This window comes from Solibacillus sp. FSL H8-0523 (genome assembly GCF_038051985.1).
Taxonomy (GTDB): domain Bacteria; phylum Bacillota; class Bacilli; order Bacillales_A; family Planococcaceae; genus Solibacillus.
In genome coordinates, this window is record NZ_CP150291.1 from 3,655,983 (window position 1) to 3,676,267 (window position 20,285).

Genomic DNA, 20,285 nt, shown 5'->3' on the forward strand with positions numbered 1-20,285 from the left:
GACATTCTTTGAACAGGAGTTGTCAACATGAGCCGTTCTTCAAATGAACCAATTCATCTTGAAAAGAATTTGGAGATGAATGTAGAAACAATCAAAAAAACACTTGGAAATTCAGCAGATTTAATTGTTCGAAAAAGTAGCATTGGCATGATTGAAAATCAATTTGCCATGATGTATTTAAAAGGCCTAGTAGACGATGATCAAGTAAATAATAATATTTTAAGAATTCTTGAGTTAAACAAAAAGGATATTACAACGAATCTACTTGATGCAGTTTACGACGAAATGATTGCCCTAACGGAAATTAAAAAATCACCTGAACTTGATTCCATTATAAAAGCGCTATTAAACGGCGATACAGCTGTACTCCTAAGTGATGAGAATCAGGCGATCCTTTTAGGAACAAGTGGCGGTGAATTTCGCAGCATCGAGGAACCACAATCTGAATCGGTTATACGTGGGTCTAGATCAGGATTTGTCGAAAATCTAAAATTCAATCTTGCTCTTTTACGTCGCGAACTTAAAAATCCCAATCTTCGCATCGATTTTATGGAGATTGGGAAGCATTCCAATCAAAAGATGGCAATCTGCTATATCGAAGGACATGCCAAACCCGAGATTGTCGATGAGGTCGTTCGCCGACTAAAAACGGTTGATATTGATTTTTCCCCAGATTCGGGCTTTGTTGAACAGTGGATTGAAGACAGTAATTTATCGCCATTCCCGCAAATTCTTGATACAGAGCGACCAGATAGAGTTGCCTATAATTTGTTGAGGGGGAAGATTGGCATAATTGTAGAAGGTTCACCTTTTGCCCTGCTCATGCCGATTACCATTGGCGATTCTCTTAAAACCATTGAAGATTATAATCAGCGTTGGATGATCAGTACGATGCTTCGTCTTTTACGGTTCGTTTCTTTCTATATGACGCTGTTCTTACCAGCACTTTATGTGGCGCTCGTTTCCTATCATCCTGAATTAATTCCGACGCAGCTCCTATTTACAATTGCTGCTTCAAGAGAAGGTGTCCCCTTCCCTTCTTTAATAGAGGCGTTAATTATTGCGTTATTTTATGAAATTCTGCAGGAAGCTGGAACAAGACTCCCTAGGAAAATTGGCCAAACCATTGGAATTGTAGGCGGGATTGTGATTGGTGAAATTGCTGTACAAGCTGGGATCGTGACCCCTTTAATGGTTATTGCCATCTCGCTGACTGCAATTGCAGCATTTACGCTACCTAATTATAGTTTAGCGATTGGGCTAAGAGTCATGCGCTTCGGGGCCATCTTTGCTGCAACCATTCTCGGATTATATGGCATCATACTTGTGTTCATTATGATTCACATTCATTTAGCCAACCTAAAAAGCATTGGTATTCCTTATTCAGCACCCTTTGCACCTAACTATTTAGGGGATTTAAAAAATGTGATTATCCGTGCGCCCATCACGACCCTGACGAAGCAGCAAACACAACCCTTTTTAGAACCAGCGGAGGAAGTGGAGAAGACTAATGGAGGAAGTGGTACGTCATGAAAATGAACAAAGCGCCAGCGGAATTTATTAATGATAGAGACATTATGTTTGCCGTTGCCTCAAATATTATTAGTATTACCATTTTATTTTTACCACGCTATGTTGCGAACAATACGATTGCAGCAGATGGTTGGCTTACGATTTTATTAGGAGGCGTGATCGCGCTTATTTTAGGATGGTTCCTTGCAAAAATTGCAAGCGCATTTCCCAATCAGTCCTTTCTTTCCTTTGCCTCTTATTTAGTTTCAAAGCCCGTAGCGATTATTTTATGTATGGCTTTTATACTGCAATATGTTGTGATTTCCTCTTTTCAAATTAGAGAAATCGCCACATTATCTCATGAATATTTATTTGATCGTACACCGATAGAGGTCGTTTGTTTAGCGTTTCTACTTGTTGTTGTTTATGCAGCTAGCGGATCACGTGCTGCTATTTTCCGTCTGAATATTATGTTCTTTCCATTTGTTGTCGGTGGCCTAGTGTTACTTATTTTCTTTCCGCTTGGGGCAGTAAAACTTGAAAATTTGCTCCCTGTTTTTGAAACAGATTTAAAAGGGATTGTTCTTGGGACAACTTCTAGCTTACATGCCTTTTTAGGTTTTAGTATCGTGTTATTCTATATTTCACTTATCAAAAAACCACAACAAGCGACCAAGATGACGGTATTAGGTATTTTATGGCCCTTCTTCTTTTACATCATTATTTTTATTGTGTGTATTGGTGTTTTTGGAAATGAAACAACAAACAATCTCTACTATCCAGTTTTCGAGTTGTCAAAAAAGGTATCCAACCCAGGGAATTTTATTGAACGCTTTGATTCCATTTTATTTATTATTTGGACCATCATCGTATTTACAACGAGTTTGATCGCATTTGATATTGCGGTTTTGTTACTTACTTTGATTTTTAAAAATACGAAAAAAATGACCATCATTTTTATTTTATCCCCTATAATTTTTCTTTTAGCGATGCTGCCAACGAATTATATTGAAATCAATAAAATCATAAAGTATATGGCTTATACCGAAATTACATTTATCATTTTTGTCATATTACTTCTCGGTACGATGCTATTAATCAAAGGTGTGAAAACAAATGATCAAATATAAAGGCTATATTTTTTTGTTTTTAAGTTCACTACTCCTTTCTGCCTGCTGGGACAAAATCGAAGTAGAGGAACGGGGATTTGTTTCAGCGATTGCCATTGATTTAGCGAATAGTCGGAGTGCAATTGAAACTAATCAACAAGATCCACAGCAGCAAAAAAATGAAACGCCCTTACAACGAGATGAAAGAATCTTTAATCAAAACAAAGATGAAGATTATGGACTACATGAAAATAATAAATTCAAATTAACACAACAGCTGATTGTTCCCTCTGGCTTAAGTCAGGCTCAAAATAGTGGTGGGAATACCGTACCCGCTTTTCGAAATTTGTCTGAAACAGGCGATACGATTATTGAAATGAACCGCGATATGATTAAACAAGCTGGTCGTATCACCAATGTCACTCATTTAGATGTGGTTCTCTTCTCGAAAGCCGTTGCATCTGAGGAGGATTTATTTGCGGATTTAATGGATATTTTCCTTCGAGAAAAGGAAATGTTACGTAGCGTAAAAGTTGCCATTACAAAGGAGCATGCTGGTGATTTCTTATACATTGTCCCTGAAAACGAAAAAATTCCTAGTACGTATATCTCTAAATTATTGGAAAATAAATCGAATTTAGAAATTGCACAACCATTAACAGTCGGAGATGTGCAGGATTTACTTCTATCCAAAAAGAGTTTTGCTATCCCTGTATTAAACACCGTCAATGCAACAACGATTAATTATACGGGACTTTCCATTTACAATGATCCCCAAAAAAAGGTGGTCGGCATGTTAATCGGTGACCAAGCAAAAGGATTAAATTTCCTCAATTCGAAAGACCAAACAGGTACGATCAATCTAAAAATGAACAACCGCGATATTACGTTCGAAGTATTAAAGGTAAATCGAGAACTCTCATTAAAAAATAATAATAAAAATCAATTAAATTTCCAGTTTACAATTCATGTGGAAGCAGGCATTGCGGAACAATATGGCTCCCTTGATGTCATGACCGAGGAACATTATAAAGAGTTAAAAAAAGCGTTAGAAAAGGAGATTACCCGCATAACAAAACAGACAGTTTCTCTTTTACAAAAAGATGTACAAACTGATCTACTTGGCTTAAATACACATCTTTACAACTATCACTATCCTTTATGGTCAAAAGTTAAGGATGATTGGGAAACGGGTCAACACTATTTTTTAAAAAGCAACGTCACAACGGATGTTATTGTTACCATCGTAAAACCAGGGAATATCATTAAATCAAATTAAAAGGGAGGCTAGCCATGTGGAGTCTGTTAGTTGACCGTTTAACCGATGTCACAACACTCGTCTGTACCATTTTATCCTTTGCTATTCCATTTACCGTTTATCAAATTAACCGAGCCTTCCATAAAAACACGAATCCCCCCTGGAAAAGACGTCGTGACACTTAATTAACTAGAAAAACCCCCATAAACCACTTTTATGGGGGCTTGATTCACTTCGTATTCCCTTAAAACTGGTTAGCCTTCGCAGCACTTCTCAAGAGCTGATTATGGAGCGTAACCTCCGTTTGACCATTTACCTGAGATTTTTGATGCTTGACTTTTGTCCAGTTTTGGTGGATTTTTTGAGATTTTGGATCTAATTCGACCTTCTTGCCCATCACTTCCACCTCCTAAGTTTACAGTGAAATCTAAAATAGTATGTGTTGATTCGCTACTTTCATTCGTACTTGAAGGCAAATCGTTATTAATTACTTATCCGTCTCCTCCTTTATTTCTTCTTTTAGCTCTTCAATTTCATGTTTACGTCGTGCATTTTTTTCCCTAATGATTTCTCGATCGAGCCCGTCTAAAAATTCCTTCCCGATTTCTGCTTCCATAAAATTTCTTTCCGTATTTCTAACAATTTCCCGTATGCGATCCACTTTACTCGTTTTATTATCATGTTTCGGGTGCTTTGAATTCGACATGTTACCTCCTAATTTTTGCGCTAGTATAAAATTAGTATGAATTTTTCTGCAGATTATATGTGAACCAATTTCAAAAAATTTAAAATTCGATTCACCACTATTCACTAGCAAGCGCAGTAATAATGGCTCCGATTGCTTCTATCCACGCACCTATTGCATTCATTACGGTTCCTTCTTCGGTATCTGTATTCGCAAAAATTTGAATGACACTCCCAATTAATTGAATGATATTACCGGTATTTGCGATTGTTTCTAACAACGTCAAGTTGCCTGAGGTTTGAATAGTCATTCCCATTCCGACAACTTGAAGTAAATCCCCTTGTTGTTGTAAAAGCTCACCCGATTGTTCGTTGTTACTTAATATGCCAGCAACCACTGCGATGTTACCAATTGCTTGTAGCTGCTCTCCAGCAATATTTAATAAGCCTTCTTCCCCTTCTGCAGCAATAGCCGATCCCCCGGCTTCTAATATATTGCCGATGACATTAAAATCTGTAAGGGTTTGCTCGGTAAAAATTTGTGAAGGAGTACTGGCAATTGCTGTAACAATTGAACCAACCGCTTCAATCCAGTTCCCTGCAACAACAGCGACATTTGCGCTGTTTGTTTCATTTTGATTATTTAAAGGATGCTGTTTTCCGCGCCCAGTATGAGCCATCAATTGATCCCATTTATTAATTGATTTATCTTTTCCTTTACGGTTATTGCGGTTATTCGGGTTATAAAAACGCATCATTTCCCCACCCACTAATCTAAAAAAATCATCCTGCACTAGAATATGATTTTTTTACTAGTCGCCTTAGACTTATGAAATGAAACGCTTCCCTATAAATTGAGGATGAACCGTAAAAAAACCAGATAACAAAAGTAGCTTTTGTCATCTGGTCTGTTTTTATTCTACGTCTTGCTGCTTAAAGTTATCTAACAAAGCACGCACTTCTGTAGTTGATTTTGTATTCATTAATTGGTTACGTAATTCGCCAGCTCCGCGGAAGCCTTTTACGTAAATTTTGAAAAAGCGATGTAAGCCTGACATTGATCGTGGCAATTGGTCAGCGTATTTGTCTTGTAGATCTAATTGTAAGCGTAACAGGTCTAAAAGCTCTTCGCTTGTATGCTCTCTAGGCTCTTTTTCAAAGGCAAATGGGTTTTTGAAAATCCCACGCCCGATCATCACACCATCGACACCGTATTTCTCTACCAGCTCTAAGCCCATTTGACGGTCTAAAATATCACCATTAATCGTCAGCTTTGTATTCGGTGCAATTTCATCACGCAGCGCTTTGACTTCCGGAATCATCTCCCAGTGTGCATCGGCCACACTCATTTCTTTACGTGTACGTAAGTGAATCGATAGGTTGGCGATATCTTGTTTTAAAATATGCGTTAACCAATCCTTCCACTCATCTAACTCTTTAAAACCAAGTCGCGTTTTGACGCTGACTGGAATGCCACCTGCTTTCGCTGCTTGGATGAGCTCTGCTGCCACATCTGGTCGTAAAATCAGACCTGCACCTTTCCCTCTTCCTGCTACGTTTGGTACCGGACAACCCATATTTAAATCAATCCCTTTAAAGCCCATTTCCGCTAAATCAATACTCATCTTGCGGAAATTTTCCGGATTATCTCCCCAAATATGTGCAACAATCGGCTGCTCATCTTCTGTGAACATTAAACGGCCACGCACGCTTTCAATACCACTTGGATGGCAATAGCTTTCTGAATTTGTGAACTCTGTAAAATAAACATCCGGTGCGCCTGCTTCAGCGACAACATGACGGAACACACAGTCTGTTACATCTTCCATTGGTGCCAGCACAAAAAATGGTGTCGGCAAATCATTCCAAAAATTTTCTTTCATCTAATACTCGATCCTCTCATTACAATCTGTTATATGTGCTTAAATCATTAATTGTAAGCATAAATGCAATCATTTTTATAGTATAACCTAGCTTGCACAATTTTTCTTGTAACATGGACGAAAAAGAGAATAGGTTTACACCTATCCTCCAATGATCAATGGCTGATGCATTCTTTTCAGTGTGCCTAAAATACTCATCGCCGCTAAATAGCTTGTTTTCGGATTTTGAGGTAGCGGATTATTTTTGATTGTAAACGTCGCTTCTCCAAAATCTCCTGCAATCTCGACTTGATGGATGTTTTGTGTAATATGTGGATCGGCCACTAAACGTACCTTCGTTTCTTCAAAGCCTAGACTTGCTAATGCAAGAACAATCGATACATTCATGTTTTTTGGGAATTTGCGAATCGCCTCACGTGCAGTTCCTTCAAAAATCACTTTTTCTTCGTTAATTACTTCATCCATTAATGAACTTGCCGGCTTGCGCGTTGTTAAGTTAACCGATGTCACCGTTCCAAGTGCAGCTGCATTTTGTAGTAAATCCAAACCTCCAATAGCGCCTGATGGTAAATAGATTGCATGACGATGCTCTATTACTAGCGTATTTAGTTGTTGCAATAATTGCTCATCTGCCAGGGCTCCGATGCTAATTAAGACAACCGGTTTTCGTTCGAGAATTGCTGGCACGAGCTCTTGCACCGCTTCAATTGTCGCTGCTTCTACTACGAGATCAATGTTTGACGTTAGAAATGCCTCTAAATCTGTATAGAGCGTTACGCCAAACCTTTCTGTAAGCATTGTGTATTTTTCTTTATCGCGAACATAGACACTTTGAATACTAAGCCCTTTTTGCTCACGTTCGTTCAGCTCTTGTAACAAAAAATTTGCGATGGCTCCTGCGCCGATTAGACCGATGTTCATAAGATTGCTCCTTTAACTGTTTTATAAGATTATAGCATTGAATTTTCCAAGAGTGATTTATCGTTAAAAGTATAATAATTCCAATTCTTATCTTTCTCTGCGCTAGACTTTCTTATCATTATAAAAATCCCTCGTGATCATTTTGATCGCGAGGGATTTTTAATTAGCTACGTATGAAATTAATGCGAATATCCAAAGGCGGAGCTGTTACTGTTTTCGGTTAGCATCTAGTTAAGCAGTAATGTACCATTAGGCTCTGGTAACTCTGAAGCTGTAATCTGATTCATTTTGCAATAATGCTTGAAGAATTGTTGCGCTAGCTCTTTTTCCTGAGGATCCGTTTTCAATGAAATGATGGTACGTAACATTTGTGCCATCCATACATTATCAAAATAACGGTATTTCCCTGAATTCCAAGATACTTTTTCTGGCGATTTTTTATTCGTATAATATTCCCAGAAAACTAACTGATCTGATTCCTCTTTTGTTAGAGAAAGTCTGTATTTAGAATGTGCCGGAATCTCCCCATCTTCACAAAGCTTACCGATAAAGTCTTCATGTACCATGTAGACACCTAAAATACGTCGGTCTTTTTCAGACACGCCTGCATCTCTAGCTGTTAACAGGATCGCACTATTTTGGTGCAAACGAGTCGGCTTGTTTGGTTTGCCTTTGTTATTACCGTTTTTGATTACACCCGAAGAAACTTTCCATTCTTCTATAGAACTTGTTTGTTCTTCTGTGTCACACCAAAATACCATTTGTGATTCCGGGTGAAGTTTGTGATGCTTCATTAGCTTTTCATGTTCCCAGCGAAGTAGTAGGTTTTTACGTTGACGTTTCTTTTCCTCTTCCTTCTGCCATTGATCTGCTTTTCGTTCAATTTCTTTTTCTTCAATAATACCTTCAAGTGACTTAGCATCGTCTATATCATGTAGCTTTAAATGCTTGCCAAATACATCCGGATAAACAAATAATTTGTTTTCCGTTGCAAAATTTATTTCAATACTCGACTCATTATGCTTAACAATACTACCTGTACCAAAAACCTTGTGTGTAACTTTTTTATTGATGAGATTCATCATTTAGTCCTCCTTGTGAAGTGAAAATCCAATAACTAGATTTCCGATTCGATTAACTTACTGCAAAAGCTCACGCAACTGTTTGACTTATTCTGGATTTAAAATAGGGTATAAAAAAACGTATTCCAATTCTATCTGCAAAAAGGTACAGCGGAATTCGAATACGAGGTAAAACGATTATAAATATATTATAACATTTTTTAATCGAATAAACAAACTTATTATTGACAACATAATTCAATGAAGGTAAAATGAAATATTTATTCTTTGTTATCACTTGAAATAACGTGCTTTATAAACTACATTCACTCCTTTGCTTTTCCAATATTAGATGCTTTATTTTCCCCAACTTACCCAATTTTCATTCACCCCATAATTTGGTTTAATGTGTAATTTTATTAATTTCTTAATCGCGCTTAACAATACTAAAAGCAGGCTGTTTTAGAATTTCTAAAATGCCTGCTTTTTTAATGCTTGTGGATGAAGTATTGGCTTACTTCGTTTCATTTCCTAGTTTTCTATCCCCGCGATACCAAAACATCCCGGCCCCGCATGGGTAGAAATCGTGGGACCTGCTTGTATCCAGTTTATCTTTTCAAAGCCCTGTTCCTTTGCACGCTGCGTCATTCTTATCTTAATCCCTTCATCCAGTCCGATTGAATAAATCAAATAGAGCTGTTTTCGATTAATGTCGTATTGCTTTAAGTAATCGCGCATCAGCTTTTCTGCAACATGGCTCATATTGCCTCGATATTTTTTAGTTGAGACAAGCTTACCTTTTTTTAATTCGATACAGGGCTTTATCTTTAATAACGATCCTCCAATAAAAGCCATATTACTAACTCGCCCGCCTGCTCGTAGAAAGTCTAAACTGTTCGGAACGAAAGCAAGCCTAGTTTTCGGAATCACAGATTGTATTTGTTCTATTAAATAGCTAGGCTCAATGAAAGGATCTGCCTCAAGCAACGTGACAGCCTCCCTCACAATTGCCGCTAAGCCACCTGTAACGTTGAGCGTATCAATTAAGAACAGATTGTCAAACGCCTCTGCTGCAATTAACGCACTTTGAAACGAGGCCGATGCTTTTGACGTATAGCCAAGGTGGATAATGACACTCTCCGGAAAATCTGCTCTAATTTTTGAAAATAAATTGTGATACTCCTGCACATTGGTAGCTGTGGTAGATGGGATTCTTTTCGTGCGATGATAATAATCAAACACTTCCGCTACCGATAGCTCACTCTCTAAATAATCCTTCCCGCCCATGACGACATGCATTGGTATGATTTGAATTGGATAGTTTTCAAGCAGGTCTTTCGGTAAATCTGCTACACTCTCTGTCGATAAAATAATCCTTTTCATTGCCCATTCCTTCCAGCTAAAGTAGCAATTTCTACGTACATATTAATTTACTTTATATGCAGGAAATTGCGAGAATATCCATGACACTAGCTAGAAGCATATTTGAAGGAATTAATTTTATTTTTTCAACCAAATTGTATGGCATATATATAACTACACATTTGCTGATGACTATAGAAAATGCTTGGCTCTATTTGAACCAAGCATTTTCTATCTGTTTCACTCGCTTTTAAACAGGAGTGAAGAGGTATTTCATGTTAGCTTGGGCTATTACGATCTAAATGCATACTGCCTGGTACTTCATTTATCTTATAGGTGCTGCTGTCTACCTCTAAGTTTTCATGTAATGGCTTGTGTGGCATTTCTTCGACCGCTTGTACGTCAGATTTTTGGGCAAGTAACGCTTTCACGTCGTTGTAAGAAAGACCTGACGCTGCATTTAATCTCTTCACTTCATCAATATTTGTCCCAGCTTCTGTATACTTTTTCTGTTCCATTTACACACCTCCGTTTGAATTAGCATGCTCGATGTCACTCCGTTTATGTAAAATGAATGACCCTACAGTGTACCTCTAATAAAATCAACCAAATCATAGTGACTGCATAAAATAGATTTAAAAAGGATGATGGCTATAATGATATTGTCAGTGACAAGAACTTGTATCCAACCTCATGATGGTGACATAAAAAACGACTCGGATATTGACCGTTGGGAAAATGATGGCGGTAGAAGCGTTACGGAGAAGTCCAATTTCAATCGAATTTCTCCGCGCAGTACGTAGGTTTGCTTAAAAACGTTCCATCGTTAAATCCGTATTGACGGAAACCGCGGCTTTATTCCCCTTTGCAGCAGAAATCAATAATGAGGTTGGTTTGGATTTTTCTGTTTCTCCAGCAATATAGATATTCTTTTGTGTAGTCCTACCAACACCATCTGTTATGACCTTTCCGTTTTCATGTAATTCACAGCCAAGCTTTTCCGCAAATTGATTGGGGCGGTAATAGGACGGTGCAACAAACCCGCCTGACCGTATAATCGTTTCGCCAGTTACAAATTCAATTTTTTGAAGGTACCCGTCCTTACCTATTAGATTTTTTATTGCTTCACTTCTAACTTTTATCTTACGTTTTTGTAGTGTAGCCGCGCCTTCTTCTGATAACGGAACGCCATTCGTTAGCACAACTAAGTCGCGCGACCAGTTGTAAATTAATTGAGCGAGATGTAATGCATGCTCTTCTTTTTCTGCAATGACGACTAATGGCTTATCCCTTTGCTCCCAGCCATCACAATATGGACAACTAAATAAACTTTTCCCGTAAAACTCCCTTATGCTTGGTAAAGAAAATTCTTCTTGAATGCCGTAAGCCAATATAATCTTTTCCGCAACATATTCCTGATTGTTAGACGCTTTGACAATAAAACGATCATTACTTTGATTCTTGATTATTTCAATCACTGTTGCTTGAACATAAGTAATCGACGGGTAATTCGCCAACTCTTTTAACCCGAGTTCTTTTAGCTCTTGCGGCTTTATTCCATCTCGCGTAATAAATCCATGTGCTTCTTGTGTTACACGGTTGCGATTCGTTTTATCATCAAATAATGCAATTGTTCTCCTAGCTCTGCCTAGCGTTAAACTCGCGCTCAATCCAGCTGGACCTCCACCGATTACGATACAATCAAGGACATTCATATTGTCCCTCCCTATTATGGTCATAAAAAAAAGACCAAATTATCTTATGGATAAAATGGTCTTTTTCATAAAGAATTATTCTGTTTTACCTCAATTAAGCAATCAATTTTCTATGCCCGCAATGCCAAAGCCTCCAGGTCCCGCGTGTGTTGAAATCATGGCGCCCGCTTGCATCCATGTGACTTTTTCAAAGCCCGCTTCCTTTGCAACTTCCTCCATGCGTTCCTTAATGCTTTCAGCAAGGCCAATCGAATAGATTAAATACAGCTGTTGCCGATTAATATTATACTGGCTTAAATAATCGCGCATTAGTTTTTCCGCAACGACGCTCATGTTGCCGCGATATTTCGTAGTAGAAACAAGCTTGCCTTCTTTTAATTCGATACAAGGCTTAATTTTTAATAACGCCCCACCAATATAAGCGATATTACTTACGCGTCCACCCGCTTTTAAAAAATCTAAACTGCCTGGTAGGAATGCGAGCCTTGTTTTCGGAACAATAGCTTCTATTTTTTCAATGAATTGAACAGGTTCAATAGCTGGCTCCTGCTCTAAGAGATTGGCCGCATACAGGACAACTGCTGCTAATCCACCGGTTACATTCAATGTATCAATTAAATACAGGTTCTCAAAATCCTCCGATGCAATGAGCGCACTTTGAAACGATGCGGATGCTTTTGACGTATACCCAATGTGAACAATGATACTGTCCGGAAAATCCACTCGAATTTGCTTGAACAATGCCTGATATTCATGTTCATTCGTTGCTGCTGTCGATGGTATTTTCTTCGTACGACGATGATAATCAAATACTTCCTCTACAGAGAGCTCACCGTCTAAATAGTCTTTCCCCTCCATAATAACGTGCATTGGTACAACTTGAATTTGATGTTTTTCAACAAGCTCTTTCGGTAAATCCGCGCCACTTTCTGTCGATAAAATAATTCTTGTCATTGTACACTCCCCCAATTGCCGCAACTACTCCCGCGTATTTAATTTAAATATACACTATAAGAGGCGGTACTGAGTTAAGAAATCAGAAAAATCTTTCGGAATGTAGTTTCATTTTTTAAAATTTGGTACAAAAACAAAAAGCACAATTCTTGGCTCGTAATTGTGCCTCTTTTTATAAGTCAGAAATCATTCCGCCATCCACTACAAATTGACTTCCAGTTGAATAACTCGAATTATCCGATGCTAGGTAGACAACTAAATTTGATATTTCTTCTACATCTGCTCTTCTTCTTAGAGGAATATCTTGTTCAAGTTGCTTCAGATATGCTTCAACATCTGGTTGGTCAGCCATAGGTGTTTTCACAATTCCAGGATGTACAGAATTTACACGAATATTATATTGCCCAAGCTCGGCGGCAGCACCTTTAGTCATACCCGTTACAGCATGTTTAGAGGCACTATAAGCAATAGCGGTTGGAGCACTTACTAAACCATCTACAGATGAAATATTCACAATAGAGCCTACACCTGCTTTTTTCATAGAAGGAAGCACTTTTTGCATTCCTAAAAACACGCCAAGCTCATCTACTTTAAACGTTAATTCGAAGTCTTTTACAGTTAGTTCTTCCAATGTTTTAAAGATACCGATTCCTGCGTTGTTGACTAACACGTTGATAGGGCCAAATGTTTCTTCAGTTTTTGCTACAACTTCTAGCCAGTTTTCTTCACTAGCAACATCTAATTTAAGAGCGATTGTGTTTGTTCCTATTTCTTTAGCTAGTTTTTGTGCACCTTCAAAGTTAAGATCTGTAATCGCTACTTTTGCGCCTTCTTCCACAAATTTACGAACATGCATCGCACCCATTCCTTGTGCTGCCCCAGTAATGATTGCTACTTTACCATCCAATATACCCATAGCTTTTCCTCCAATGTTAAATAAAATTTGCTTAATCTTTCACGACTATTATTTGTCACTGGAATCTTTTCATCCATCCGATTTTGAAGTCACTTTATCGGCGCAAAAACAAAGAGAAACTACATCGTTCTCTTTACATTTTCAATAACAATTTTGCTACGAGGGATGCTTGGAATATTCACCATACTATAACTTACATCTTGCTCAGGGATGTCATATGTGATTTCATTCAAAAGGAAATCCAGACTCACTTTCATAATTTCAATCGTTACCCATTCCCCTGCACAGCGATGCCCTCCAAAATAATCCCCTCCCCCTTGAGGTATAAACCCAAACGGACTTTCTTGCCAATTGACGAAGCGAGCAGGGTTGAACACATCCGGATTACCCCAAATTTTCGAATCATGATTGGTACCATAAAGGTCTAACAGCGTTAAGGTACCTTTTTCGAATTGATAGCCATTCCAAGTAAAGTCTTTCTTCACCAAGGCTGTGACAAATGGGAAAAACGGATAAAAACGACGAACTTCCTGAATAAACATTTCCGCGTATTTTTCATCGCCAGCTTGGAGCTTCTTTCTTTCCTCCGGATAATGATGCAATGCTAACGTAATAAAATTGATGAAAACTGCAATTGCCACAATCGGTCGTATAATATTGATGACTTCCACTGCAGCAACTTCTGTCTCAAGTAGATTCCCATCTAGTTCACGATGCCCGGAAAATCGATATAAGGCTGTATTTTCAGGAGGCGTGATTGTTTCTTGTCGAACGTGCTCAATGAGTTCTTGCATCCATTTTTCAGCATGATTCCGCGCATTTCTACCCATCCAATGCGTTGGTCCGATAGCTCCTGCTGACTCGAACATTGCACTAAAGTAATTTGTTAAATTCTTTGTCTCACTTGCTTGAACAGGTACTCCCGCCCACTCACAAGCTGTCCGGAATAAAATCTCCTTAGCTTCCTCATATAGAATAACCTGATCTGCCTTTTCCCATTTTGTCGTTGCTAACGCCCACTGTTTTTTTGTGATATCCGTTAGCCTGGTCAGTTCCTCATGCGACATAATGGACATAAACATTTCCTTACGATGTTGATGTTCTTGCCCATCTAATGCCTGTACACCATTCTTACCAAACAATGTTTGAACGACACGATTTGGTGCGGCATCTTTCCTTTTGAAGTTCTCCACATCATAAAAAAGTTCTGCCGCCTCTTTCCCTCCCATACAAATTGCTTTCTTTCCAAGCAACCGGGTTTCGAAAATATCGGAATTAAAACTGCGACGTTTATTCAAAATATAAAGATAGCCTTCTCTAATCAAACTTACACTATGGTCTATTCCTTCTTCTTTCGGCATTTTACCTGCATTTGACATAGAATCAACTCCGTTTTTTTGGACTGGTTCTATTATTTCTCATGCATTCCTTATTTATTCTTTTGATTTGGGGGAACGCTGGAATAGGTCCTTTTATTAAAGGCATAAAATTTTAACCGCACACATCATAAATTCCCCTTCTTTAAACAAGCTAATATTAAATACGAAAAGAAGGTGATGCCATATGAATAAACCTTTTATGCCTCAACTCGTTTATTTTGAACCTAAAGCATTGGAGTATCCATTAGGTATAGAACTGAAGGAAAAATTTGAAGGATTGGGTATCGAAATTCGCTATACGACCTCACATAATCAGATTCGAGATTTACCTGGAGACAATGATTTACAAAAGTATCGCATTGCAAAGTCTACGCTCGTTGTGGGCATTCGCAAGACACTGAAGTTTGACACCTCCAAGCCATCCGCAGAATATGCCATTCCACTTGCAACAGGGTGTATGGGACATTGTCATTATTGTTATTTGCAAACAACGATGGGGAGTAAACCGTACCTTCGTACATATGTGAATGTCGATGAAATTTTTGAAGCGGCAGATCACTATATCGAGGAACGGGCTCCCGAGATTACGCGATTTGAAGCGGCTTGTACATCTGATATCGTTGGCATCGACCACTTAACGCATTCATTAAAAAGAGCCATTGAACATTTTGGCCAAACGGAGTTAGGTAGGTTACGATTTGTAACAAAATTTCATCACGTCGATCACTTACTCGATGCAAAGCATAACGGGCACACCAGATTTCGATTTAGTATCAATGCAGATTATGTCATTAAACACTTTGAACCCGGTACTTCCCCACTTGCGAAACGTATTGAAGCAGCAGGGAAAGTAGCAAGAGCAGGTTATCCGCTTGGGTTTATCGTGGCACCGATTTACCTTCATGAAGGATGGCAGGAAGGATACTATCATATGTTTGAACGTCTTGATGCAGAGCTACCGCGAGACGCACGAAACGATATTACGTTTGAATTCATTCAGCACCGATTTACAAAGGCAGCAAAAAATGTCATTGAGAAAAACTATCCAAAGACCAAATTAGAATTAGATGAATCTACAAGGCGTATTAAGTGGGGAAAGTATGGAATCGGGAAATATATTTATCAAAAAAATGAAGAGGATGCAATAAAGGAACAGTTACACAGCTATATGGAAACATTCTTTCCGCATGCGAAACTTGAATACTTCACATAACAATGACTGACTTCTGTCGTTGGAGAAATGATGGTGGTATCAATTTCCTTAAACAAAATAGAATTAAACAAATAGGAGAATGCTTATGGCTATTTGTCCGTTATGTAATGCACTACAAAAACTGAATAAAAATTGTCCAAAGTGCCATATTCAATTGAATGATAATGGGAAGGTCTCTGATTTCCTTGATGCGTATGGTCATTATAACGATGAAGAAACGAATAAAATGGGAGACGGCTACCCAAATACAGCGAAAGATCAAATTTGTCCTCATTTAATGGTTTGTGATGAATGTGGCTATGATCAAGTTGTGTTTATACAGGAACAGTAGTCATTGACATGTAGCATTGATGATTTTTGACTGAGAGCTTTATTATTAAATTAGTCTCAAATAACAGACAGAAAAGATTGCCTCTTTGCAACTCTTTTCTGTCTGTTATATTTATTAATTTAACTTAAGCATCCTCCAATAATCAAGAGAAAAAACGGGTAGTGCGGCAACACATAGGATGAATGAGGTTATATTAAGCAGATGAAATGGAAAAGGTAATAGTATCGTTTTTTTAAGTAAAGAGGCCGAGGAAAGTGGTGGAAGGATGCTTGAATTTCTGAAAGATCTATTCATTGTCTTAGTAAGAATATTAACTATTTTACCCTTGCTACTATTTATCACCCTATTTATGGGGAAACGTGCAATTGGAGAAATACCTGTATTTTACTTTTTAATCGTTATCATACTTGGGGCAGTTGTTGGTGCTGATATTGCTGACCCTAACATTGAACATTTCCCGACTATTATGGCTATAATTTTCATCGGAGTTTTCCAAAGAGTTATTGCAAACTGGAAAATAGCTAATAGAAAAGTAGGGAAATTATTAACACTCGAACCAACTGTTGTTATTCAGGATGGGAAATTTATTGATAAAAATCTAAAAAAAATTCGTTATTCGATTGATAATATTCTTCAAATGCTTAGAGAAAAGAATGTATTTGATATTAGTGAAGTAGAAACTGCAATTATTGAAGGGAACGGTGCTTTAAGCGTACTAAAGAAACCACAAAAAAATTCAGTAACGCGAGAAGATCTGAACATTGTAAACACAACATCTTTAATTTCCTTTCCTGTTATTATAGAAGGAACGATTTACTCAGACGTGCTAAGGAATGTTAATTTAAATGAAGCATGGTTAATACAGCAATTAGCTGATCAAGGCGTTCATGATATAAACAGTGTTTTTTTTGCCTCTATAAATCGTAATCTGGAACTACATGTTTCTTTAAAAAATGAAAATAATATAAACATTCCGCCTATAAAACACTGATCCAGATAAGATTTAATTACTTAATAAAAGGAGCTTCAATATGAAAAAGTACAAAGAAATACATTTTGGATTATTGGTTTTAATGGGAATTTTACTAGCTGGATGTAATACTCAGCAAGATGTGGCAAACGAACCGAATGATATCAAACAAAGTGTATACAAGGATGATCATGTACCCGCAGAGGAATTACCGAATAATGATTTAGAGCAAAATTTAAAGGGAATTTATTCAGAAAAACTGAGCAAGGCAAAACAACAAGCTGAAGCACTCCAAGCGGAAGATGATACAACAGTAGGATTGAGGGAAATGGAAAGTGATCGTTTGAACATTTGGGATGAGTTATTAAACGAAATTTATGGTGATTTAAAAGAAATACTTTCGGAAGATGATATGGACGTGTTGCGTACCGAGCAACGTGATTGGATTAACGAGAGAGACAGTCAAGCACTAGCAGCCTCGCTTGAATACGAGGGCGGTACAATGGAACCTTTAGTATATATCGCTGTACTCGCTAATGTAACAGAACAACGCTGCTATGAACTAGTTGAAAATTATATCAAATAATTTGAATTACATATCGCCAACCTTAATTTGCGACAGCGTTTTATTTTGTATTAGTCTACTAAGTAAAACGCTGCAATTGCTTCATACTTTGGTGTGTTTTCTAGATTCGATTTATACAGGACAATTTCATTTACTTGAAAAGATAAGGCCTGTTCTCCAAAAGGGTTATGTGCCACTAAATCGTCTATTTTAAATTCTTCACTTCCGCCCCATTTCCGCGCCAATGTGATATGAGGATGATACGGACGTGTTTCTAAAGAGAATCCTGCTTCAAGACATGTGTCATGGACAATCGCTTGAAGTTGAAATAACGGCTTCACTTCATTCACAGAAGCCCAAAAGATGCGCGGAGATTTTTGAGAACCAAACACATTCAGTCCTTCAATCTCCATCCTAAAAGCTTGTTGTTTACTAACGGCGTCGCCCACTAATTGAATAATGGATGGCAATTGTTGTGGGTTTACTGAACCAAGAAAAGCAAGGGTGATATGATAATCATGTAAATCCACCCAACGTTTAAATTGGAAGATTGGTTTAACGTGCGTCAGTTCATCGTGAATAGTTTGTTTAATATTATCGGGAATACGTACTGCCCAAAAATAATGGGGCGCTCTCTCCATATGCCTTCACCTCTTTTATAGAATTGGTAAATATTCATTATTAGATACGTAGTGATTTAAAAGAAATAATTGGTAGAACTCTAAATAACTGATATTCGCCGCCAATTTAAATAATCCCGTACATAACATATAAGCAAAAATAAATAGGAGGCATATAGGATGTCGTTACTACCTGATGATTCATTTAAACAATTATCGAATGTAAGAAAAGAATTTGACAGGATGTTTTCAGCTTTTCCTTTTGATTTTAGTTTTTTTGACAATATGCTTGATAAATTTGGCGGCATGACAATCAATGTGCATGAAACAGCAACGGAAGTCATCGCTACTTGCGGTATTCCTGGTTTAGAAAAAGACGACGATATTCAGATCAATGTTAACCAAAATATGTTAAGCATTAGAGGTTCCATCAATACAACAACGGAAATAAAAGAAGGAAACATGTTTAGACAAGAACGCTATACGGGTGGTTTCCAACGTTCTATCTTCCTACCAAGTCCTGTTTCTAGCGACGGTGTGAAAGCCACTTATAGAAATGGTGTGCTTGAAGTAAGGATGCAAAAAACGGCAAAAAATAACGTACAAAATATTGATATAGATTTTTATTAACATGCTATTAAATGCACATCAACAAACTTGCCGGGGTTGGCTAGGTTCTACCATAGCAGAACCTAGCCTTTTTATTTATCTTCAAACAGTTTTTTCTCCAACTTGCTGAACATTAACCCCGCTTTTATTCATTTTCCCATTGCTGTCGCCATTCCTCGACCTTATTAAATGCACCGGGTATAAAAACAATTCAGATAATTAACTACAATTCAAAAACCACAAACAAAAAGCTGCATCAAAACCCATTGCTTTCTAAATATTAAGCTTCAAAGGGATATGTAAGTTGCACAATTTTCACAAACATAGATGCCTCTGAGTATGCTAGTAAAAGAGCCTAATTTTTGTATTCATCCACTAAATGAGGAATAGAAAGGAATGATTGAAAAGTGTATCCTTATTACACAAATGGTTTTTTCGCATATCCACTAAGTGCTTCCTATCCGCAACCATACTCTCAATATACTGCACCTCTTCGGCATTTTTTGACTCAACAACAAAGCTACCTTGATCAGCGTTGTATAAGTAAGGCAGAGTCTGATTATTTAGCGATGAATCGATTACTATGGATGGAACATGTCAACTGGACTAGGATGACGATTATCAGCATTGTGTTCCAGTTACCTGATTTACCATTTGTACAGCAACGTCTCTTACAAAATGCGACCGATTTAGGCAATTGTCTACGCCCTTTTTATGGAGACCAAATTGCTGATCATTATGCCAAACTAATTCAAGAACACCTAGTGATTGCTGCCGAACTCGTAACAGCAGCTGTAAAAGGAGATACAAACACAGTGAATACCAAAGAGAAAGAATGGTATAAAAATGCTGATGACATTGTTTTATTTTTGAGCAATATAAATCCATACTTAAAAAAAGACGCTCTACAGAAAATGTTTTATAAACATTTAGAGTTAACTAAAAATGAAGCCGTGACAATGATTCAAAAAAACTATAAAGCCGATATTGAAGTTTTTGATGAAATTGAAGCAGAGGCATTGGCTATGTCGGATATGATTGCATATGCAATTGTCATGCAATTTTTTGGTTGGTTTAGGTGTCCACACATCTGTTACAATTAATTAGAATACAATTATGTTGATTAAATTTACCACAAAAAAACGAATCCCTTCGTAGGATTCGTTTTTCATTTAGTAAACTAACTCCAACCACCCGATAGCTTTACAATGTGGTGAGTATGC

At 37.6% G+C, this 20,285-nt stretch carries 22 protein-coding genes; 9 read left to right on the forward strand and 13 right to left on the reverse strand.

Annotated elements, in window-relative coordinates:
• Nucleotides 1–27 precede the first annotated feature (27 nt).
• Genes NSQ62_RS18340 through NSQ62_RS18350 form a run of 3 tightly spaced genes read left to right on the forward strand, consistent with a single transcriptional unit; the run spans nucleotide 28 to nucleotide 3,900 of the window.
• Entirely contained in the window at nucleotides 28–1,533 is a 1,506-nt protein-coding gene (locus NSQ62_RS18340) for a spore germination protein (RefSeq protein WP_341321505.1), read from the forward strand.
• Complete coding sequence (locus NSQ62_RS18345; protein WP_341321506.1) at nucleotides 1,530–2,642, forward strand: endospore germination permease; 1,113 nt, start codon at nucleotides 1,530–1,532, stop codon at nucleotides 2,640–2,642. The genes NSQ62_RS18340 and NSQ62_RS18345 overlap by 4 nt, the downstream gene beginning before the upstream one ends.
• Nucleotides 2,629–3,900, forward strand: coding sequence for a Ger(x)C family spore germination protein (locus NSQ62_RS18350; protein WP_341321507.1), 1,272 nt, complete (start codon nucleotides 2,629–2,631; stop codon nucleotides 3,898–3,900). Before NSQ62_RS18345 ends, NSQ62_RS18350 begins: the two co-directional genes overlap by 14 nt.
• A 223-nt stretch (nucleotides 3,901–4,123) precedes the next feature.
• On the opposite strand, the gene NSQ62_RS18355 is transcribed toward NSQ62_RS18350, so the two are convergent.
• The 12 genes from NSQ62_RS18355 to NSQ62_RS18410 form a co-directional block, all read right to left on the reverse strand.
• Nucleotides 4,124–4,276 (reverse strand): YpzG family protein, encoded by a 153-nt coding sequence (locus NSQ62_RS18355; protein WP_341321508.1) that lies wholly within the window; start codon nucleotides 4,274–4,276, stop codon nucleotides 4,124–4,126.
• 90 nt (nucleotides 4,277–4,366) lie between these two features.
• Nucleotides 4,367–4,585, reverse strand: a complete 219-nt coding sequence (locus tag NSQ62_RS18360; protein ID WP_341321509.1) for a small acid-soluble spore protein Tlp — start codon at nucleotides 4,583–4,585, stop codon at nucleotides 4,367–4,369.
• 97 nt (nucleotides 4,586–4,682) lie between these two features.
• Entirely contained in the window at nucleotides 4,683–5,321 is a 639-nt protein-coding gene (locus NSQ62_RS18365) for a hypothetical protein (RefSeq protein WP_341321510.1), read from the reverse strand.
• 156 nt (nucleotides 5,322–5,477) lie between these two features.
• A complete protein-coding gene (locus NSQ62_RS18370; protein ID WP_341321511.1) occupies nucleotides 5,478–6,446 on the reverse strand; it encodes a tRNA-dihydrouridine synthase in 969 nt (322 codons plus the stop codon).
• A 141-nt stretch (nucleotides 6,447–6,587) separates the two neighbouring features.
• Nucleotides 6,588–7,367 (reverse strand): aspartate dehydrogenase, encoded by a 780-nt coding sequence (nadX, locus tag NSQ62_RS18375; RefSeq protein ID WP_341321512.1) that lies wholly within the window; start codon nucleotides 7,365–7,367, stop codon nucleotides 6,588–6,590.
• Nucleotides 7,368–7,594: 227 nt separating this feature from the next.
• Nucleotides 7,595–8,449, reverse strand: coding sequence for a malate synthase (locus NSQ62_RS18380; RefSeq protein ID WP_341323976.1), 855 nt, complete (start codon nucleotides 8,447–8,449; stop codon nucleotides 7,595–7,597).
• 510 nt (nucleotides 8,450–8,959) lie between these two features.
• Nucleotides 8,960–9,811 (reverse strand): DegV family protein, encoded by an 852-nt coding sequence (locus tag NSQ62_RS18385; protein ID WP_341321513.1) that lies wholly within the window; start codon nucleotides 9,809–9,811, stop codon nucleotides 8,960–8,962.
• Between the two features lie 257 nt (nucleotides 9,812–10,068).
• Nucleotides 10,069–10,308, reverse strand: a complete 240-nt coding sequence (locus NSQ62_RS18390) for a hypothetical protein (protein WP_341323994.1) — start codon at nucleotides 10,306–10,308, stop codon at nucleotides 10,069–10,071.
• Between the two features lie 291 nt (nucleotides 10,309–10,599).
• The gene (locus NSQ62_RS18395) at nucleotides 10,600–11,505 is read right to left on the reverse strand and encodes an NAD(P)/FAD-dependent oxidoreductase (RefSeq protein WP_341321514.1); all 906 of its coding nucleotides are present in this window, start codon (nucleotides 11,503–11,505) and stop codon (nucleotides 10,600–10,602) included.
• Nucleotides 11,506–11,607: 102 nt separating this feature from the next.
• Nucleotides 11,608–12,459: a DegV family protein gene (locus NSQ62_RS18400; protein WP_341321515.1), complete on the reverse strand. Its 852-nt coding sequence runs from the start codon at nucleotides 12,457–12,459 to the stop codon at nucleotides 11,608–11,610.
• 172 nt (nucleotides 12,460–12,631) lie between these two features.
• Nucleotides 12,632–13,375: a glucose 1-dehydrogenase gene (locus NSQ62_RS18405; RefSeq protein WP_341321516.1), complete on the reverse strand. Its 744-nt coding sequence runs from the start codon at nucleotides 13,373–13,375 to the stop codon at nucleotides 12,632–12,634.
• A 119-nt stretch (nucleotides 13,376–13,494) separates the two neighbouring features.
• Nucleotides 13,495–14,754 carry a cytochrome P450 gene (locus NSQ62_RS18410; protein ID WP_341321517.1) on the reverse strand — a complete coding sequence of 420 codons (1,260 nt, stop codon included), beginning with the start codon at nucleotides 14,752–14,754 and terminating at the stop codon, nucleotides 13,495–13,497.
• A 184-nt stretch (nucleotides 14,755–14,938) separates the two neighbouring features.
• Here NSQ62_RS18410 and splB point away from each other — a divergent pair, with 184 nt between their 5' ends.
• The 4 genes from splB (at nucleotide 14,939) to NSQ62_RS18430 (ending at nucleotide 17,854) form a co-directional block, all read left to right on the forward strand.
• Complete coding sequence (gene splB / locus NSQ62_RS18415; RefSeq protein ID WP_341321518.1) at nucleotides 14,939–15,967, forward strand: spore photoproduct lyase; 1,029 nt, start codon at nucleotides 14,939–14,941, stop codon at nucleotides 15,965–15,967.
• 85 nt (nucleotides 15,968–16,052) lie between these two features.
• Nucleotides 16,053–16,298, forward strand: coding sequence for a hypothetical protein (locus NSQ62_RS18420; protein WP_341321519.1), 246 nt, complete (start codon nucleotides 16,053–16,055; stop codon nucleotides 16,296–16,298).
• Nucleotides 16,299–16,563: 265 nt separating this feature from the next.
• On the forward strand, nucleotides 16,564–17,289 hold the full coding sequence (locus NSQ62_RS18425) for a DUF421 domain-containing protein (protein WP_341321520.1): 726 nt from the start codon (nucleotides 16,564–16,566) through the stop codon (nucleotides 17,287–17,289).
• Nucleotides 17,290–17,329: 40 nt separating this feature from the next.
• A complete protein-coding gene (locus NSQ62_RS18430) occupies nucleotides 17,330–17,854 on the forward strand; it encodes a lysozyme inhibitor LprI family protein (protein WP_341321521.1) in 525 nt (174 codons plus the stop codon).
• Nucleotides 17,855–17,904: 50 nt separating this feature from the next.
• Here the strand turns inward: NSQ62_RS18430 and thpR are convergent, their stop codons facing one another.
• A complete protein-coding gene (gene thpR / locus NSQ62_RS18435; protein WP_341321522.1) occupies nucleotides 17,905–18,474 on the reverse strand; it encodes an RNA 2',3'-cyclic phosphodiesterase in 570 nt (189 codons plus the stop codon).
• Between the two features lie 159 nt (nucleotides 18,475–18,633).
• Between thpR and NSQ62_RS18440 the strand changes: the two genes are divergently transcribed.
• A complete protein-coding gene (locus tag NSQ62_RS18440; protein WP_341321523.1) occupies nucleotides 18,634–19,083 on the forward strand; it encodes an Hsp20/alpha crystallin family protein in 450 nt (149 codons plus the stop codon).
• Between the two features lie 386 nt (nucleotides 19,084–19,469).
• Entirely contained in the window at nucleotides 19,470–20,165 is a 696-nt protein-coding gene (locus NSQ62_RS18445) for a hypothetical protein (protein WP_341321524.1), read from the forward strand.
• Nucleotides 20,166–20,285: the final 120 nt, after the last annotated feature.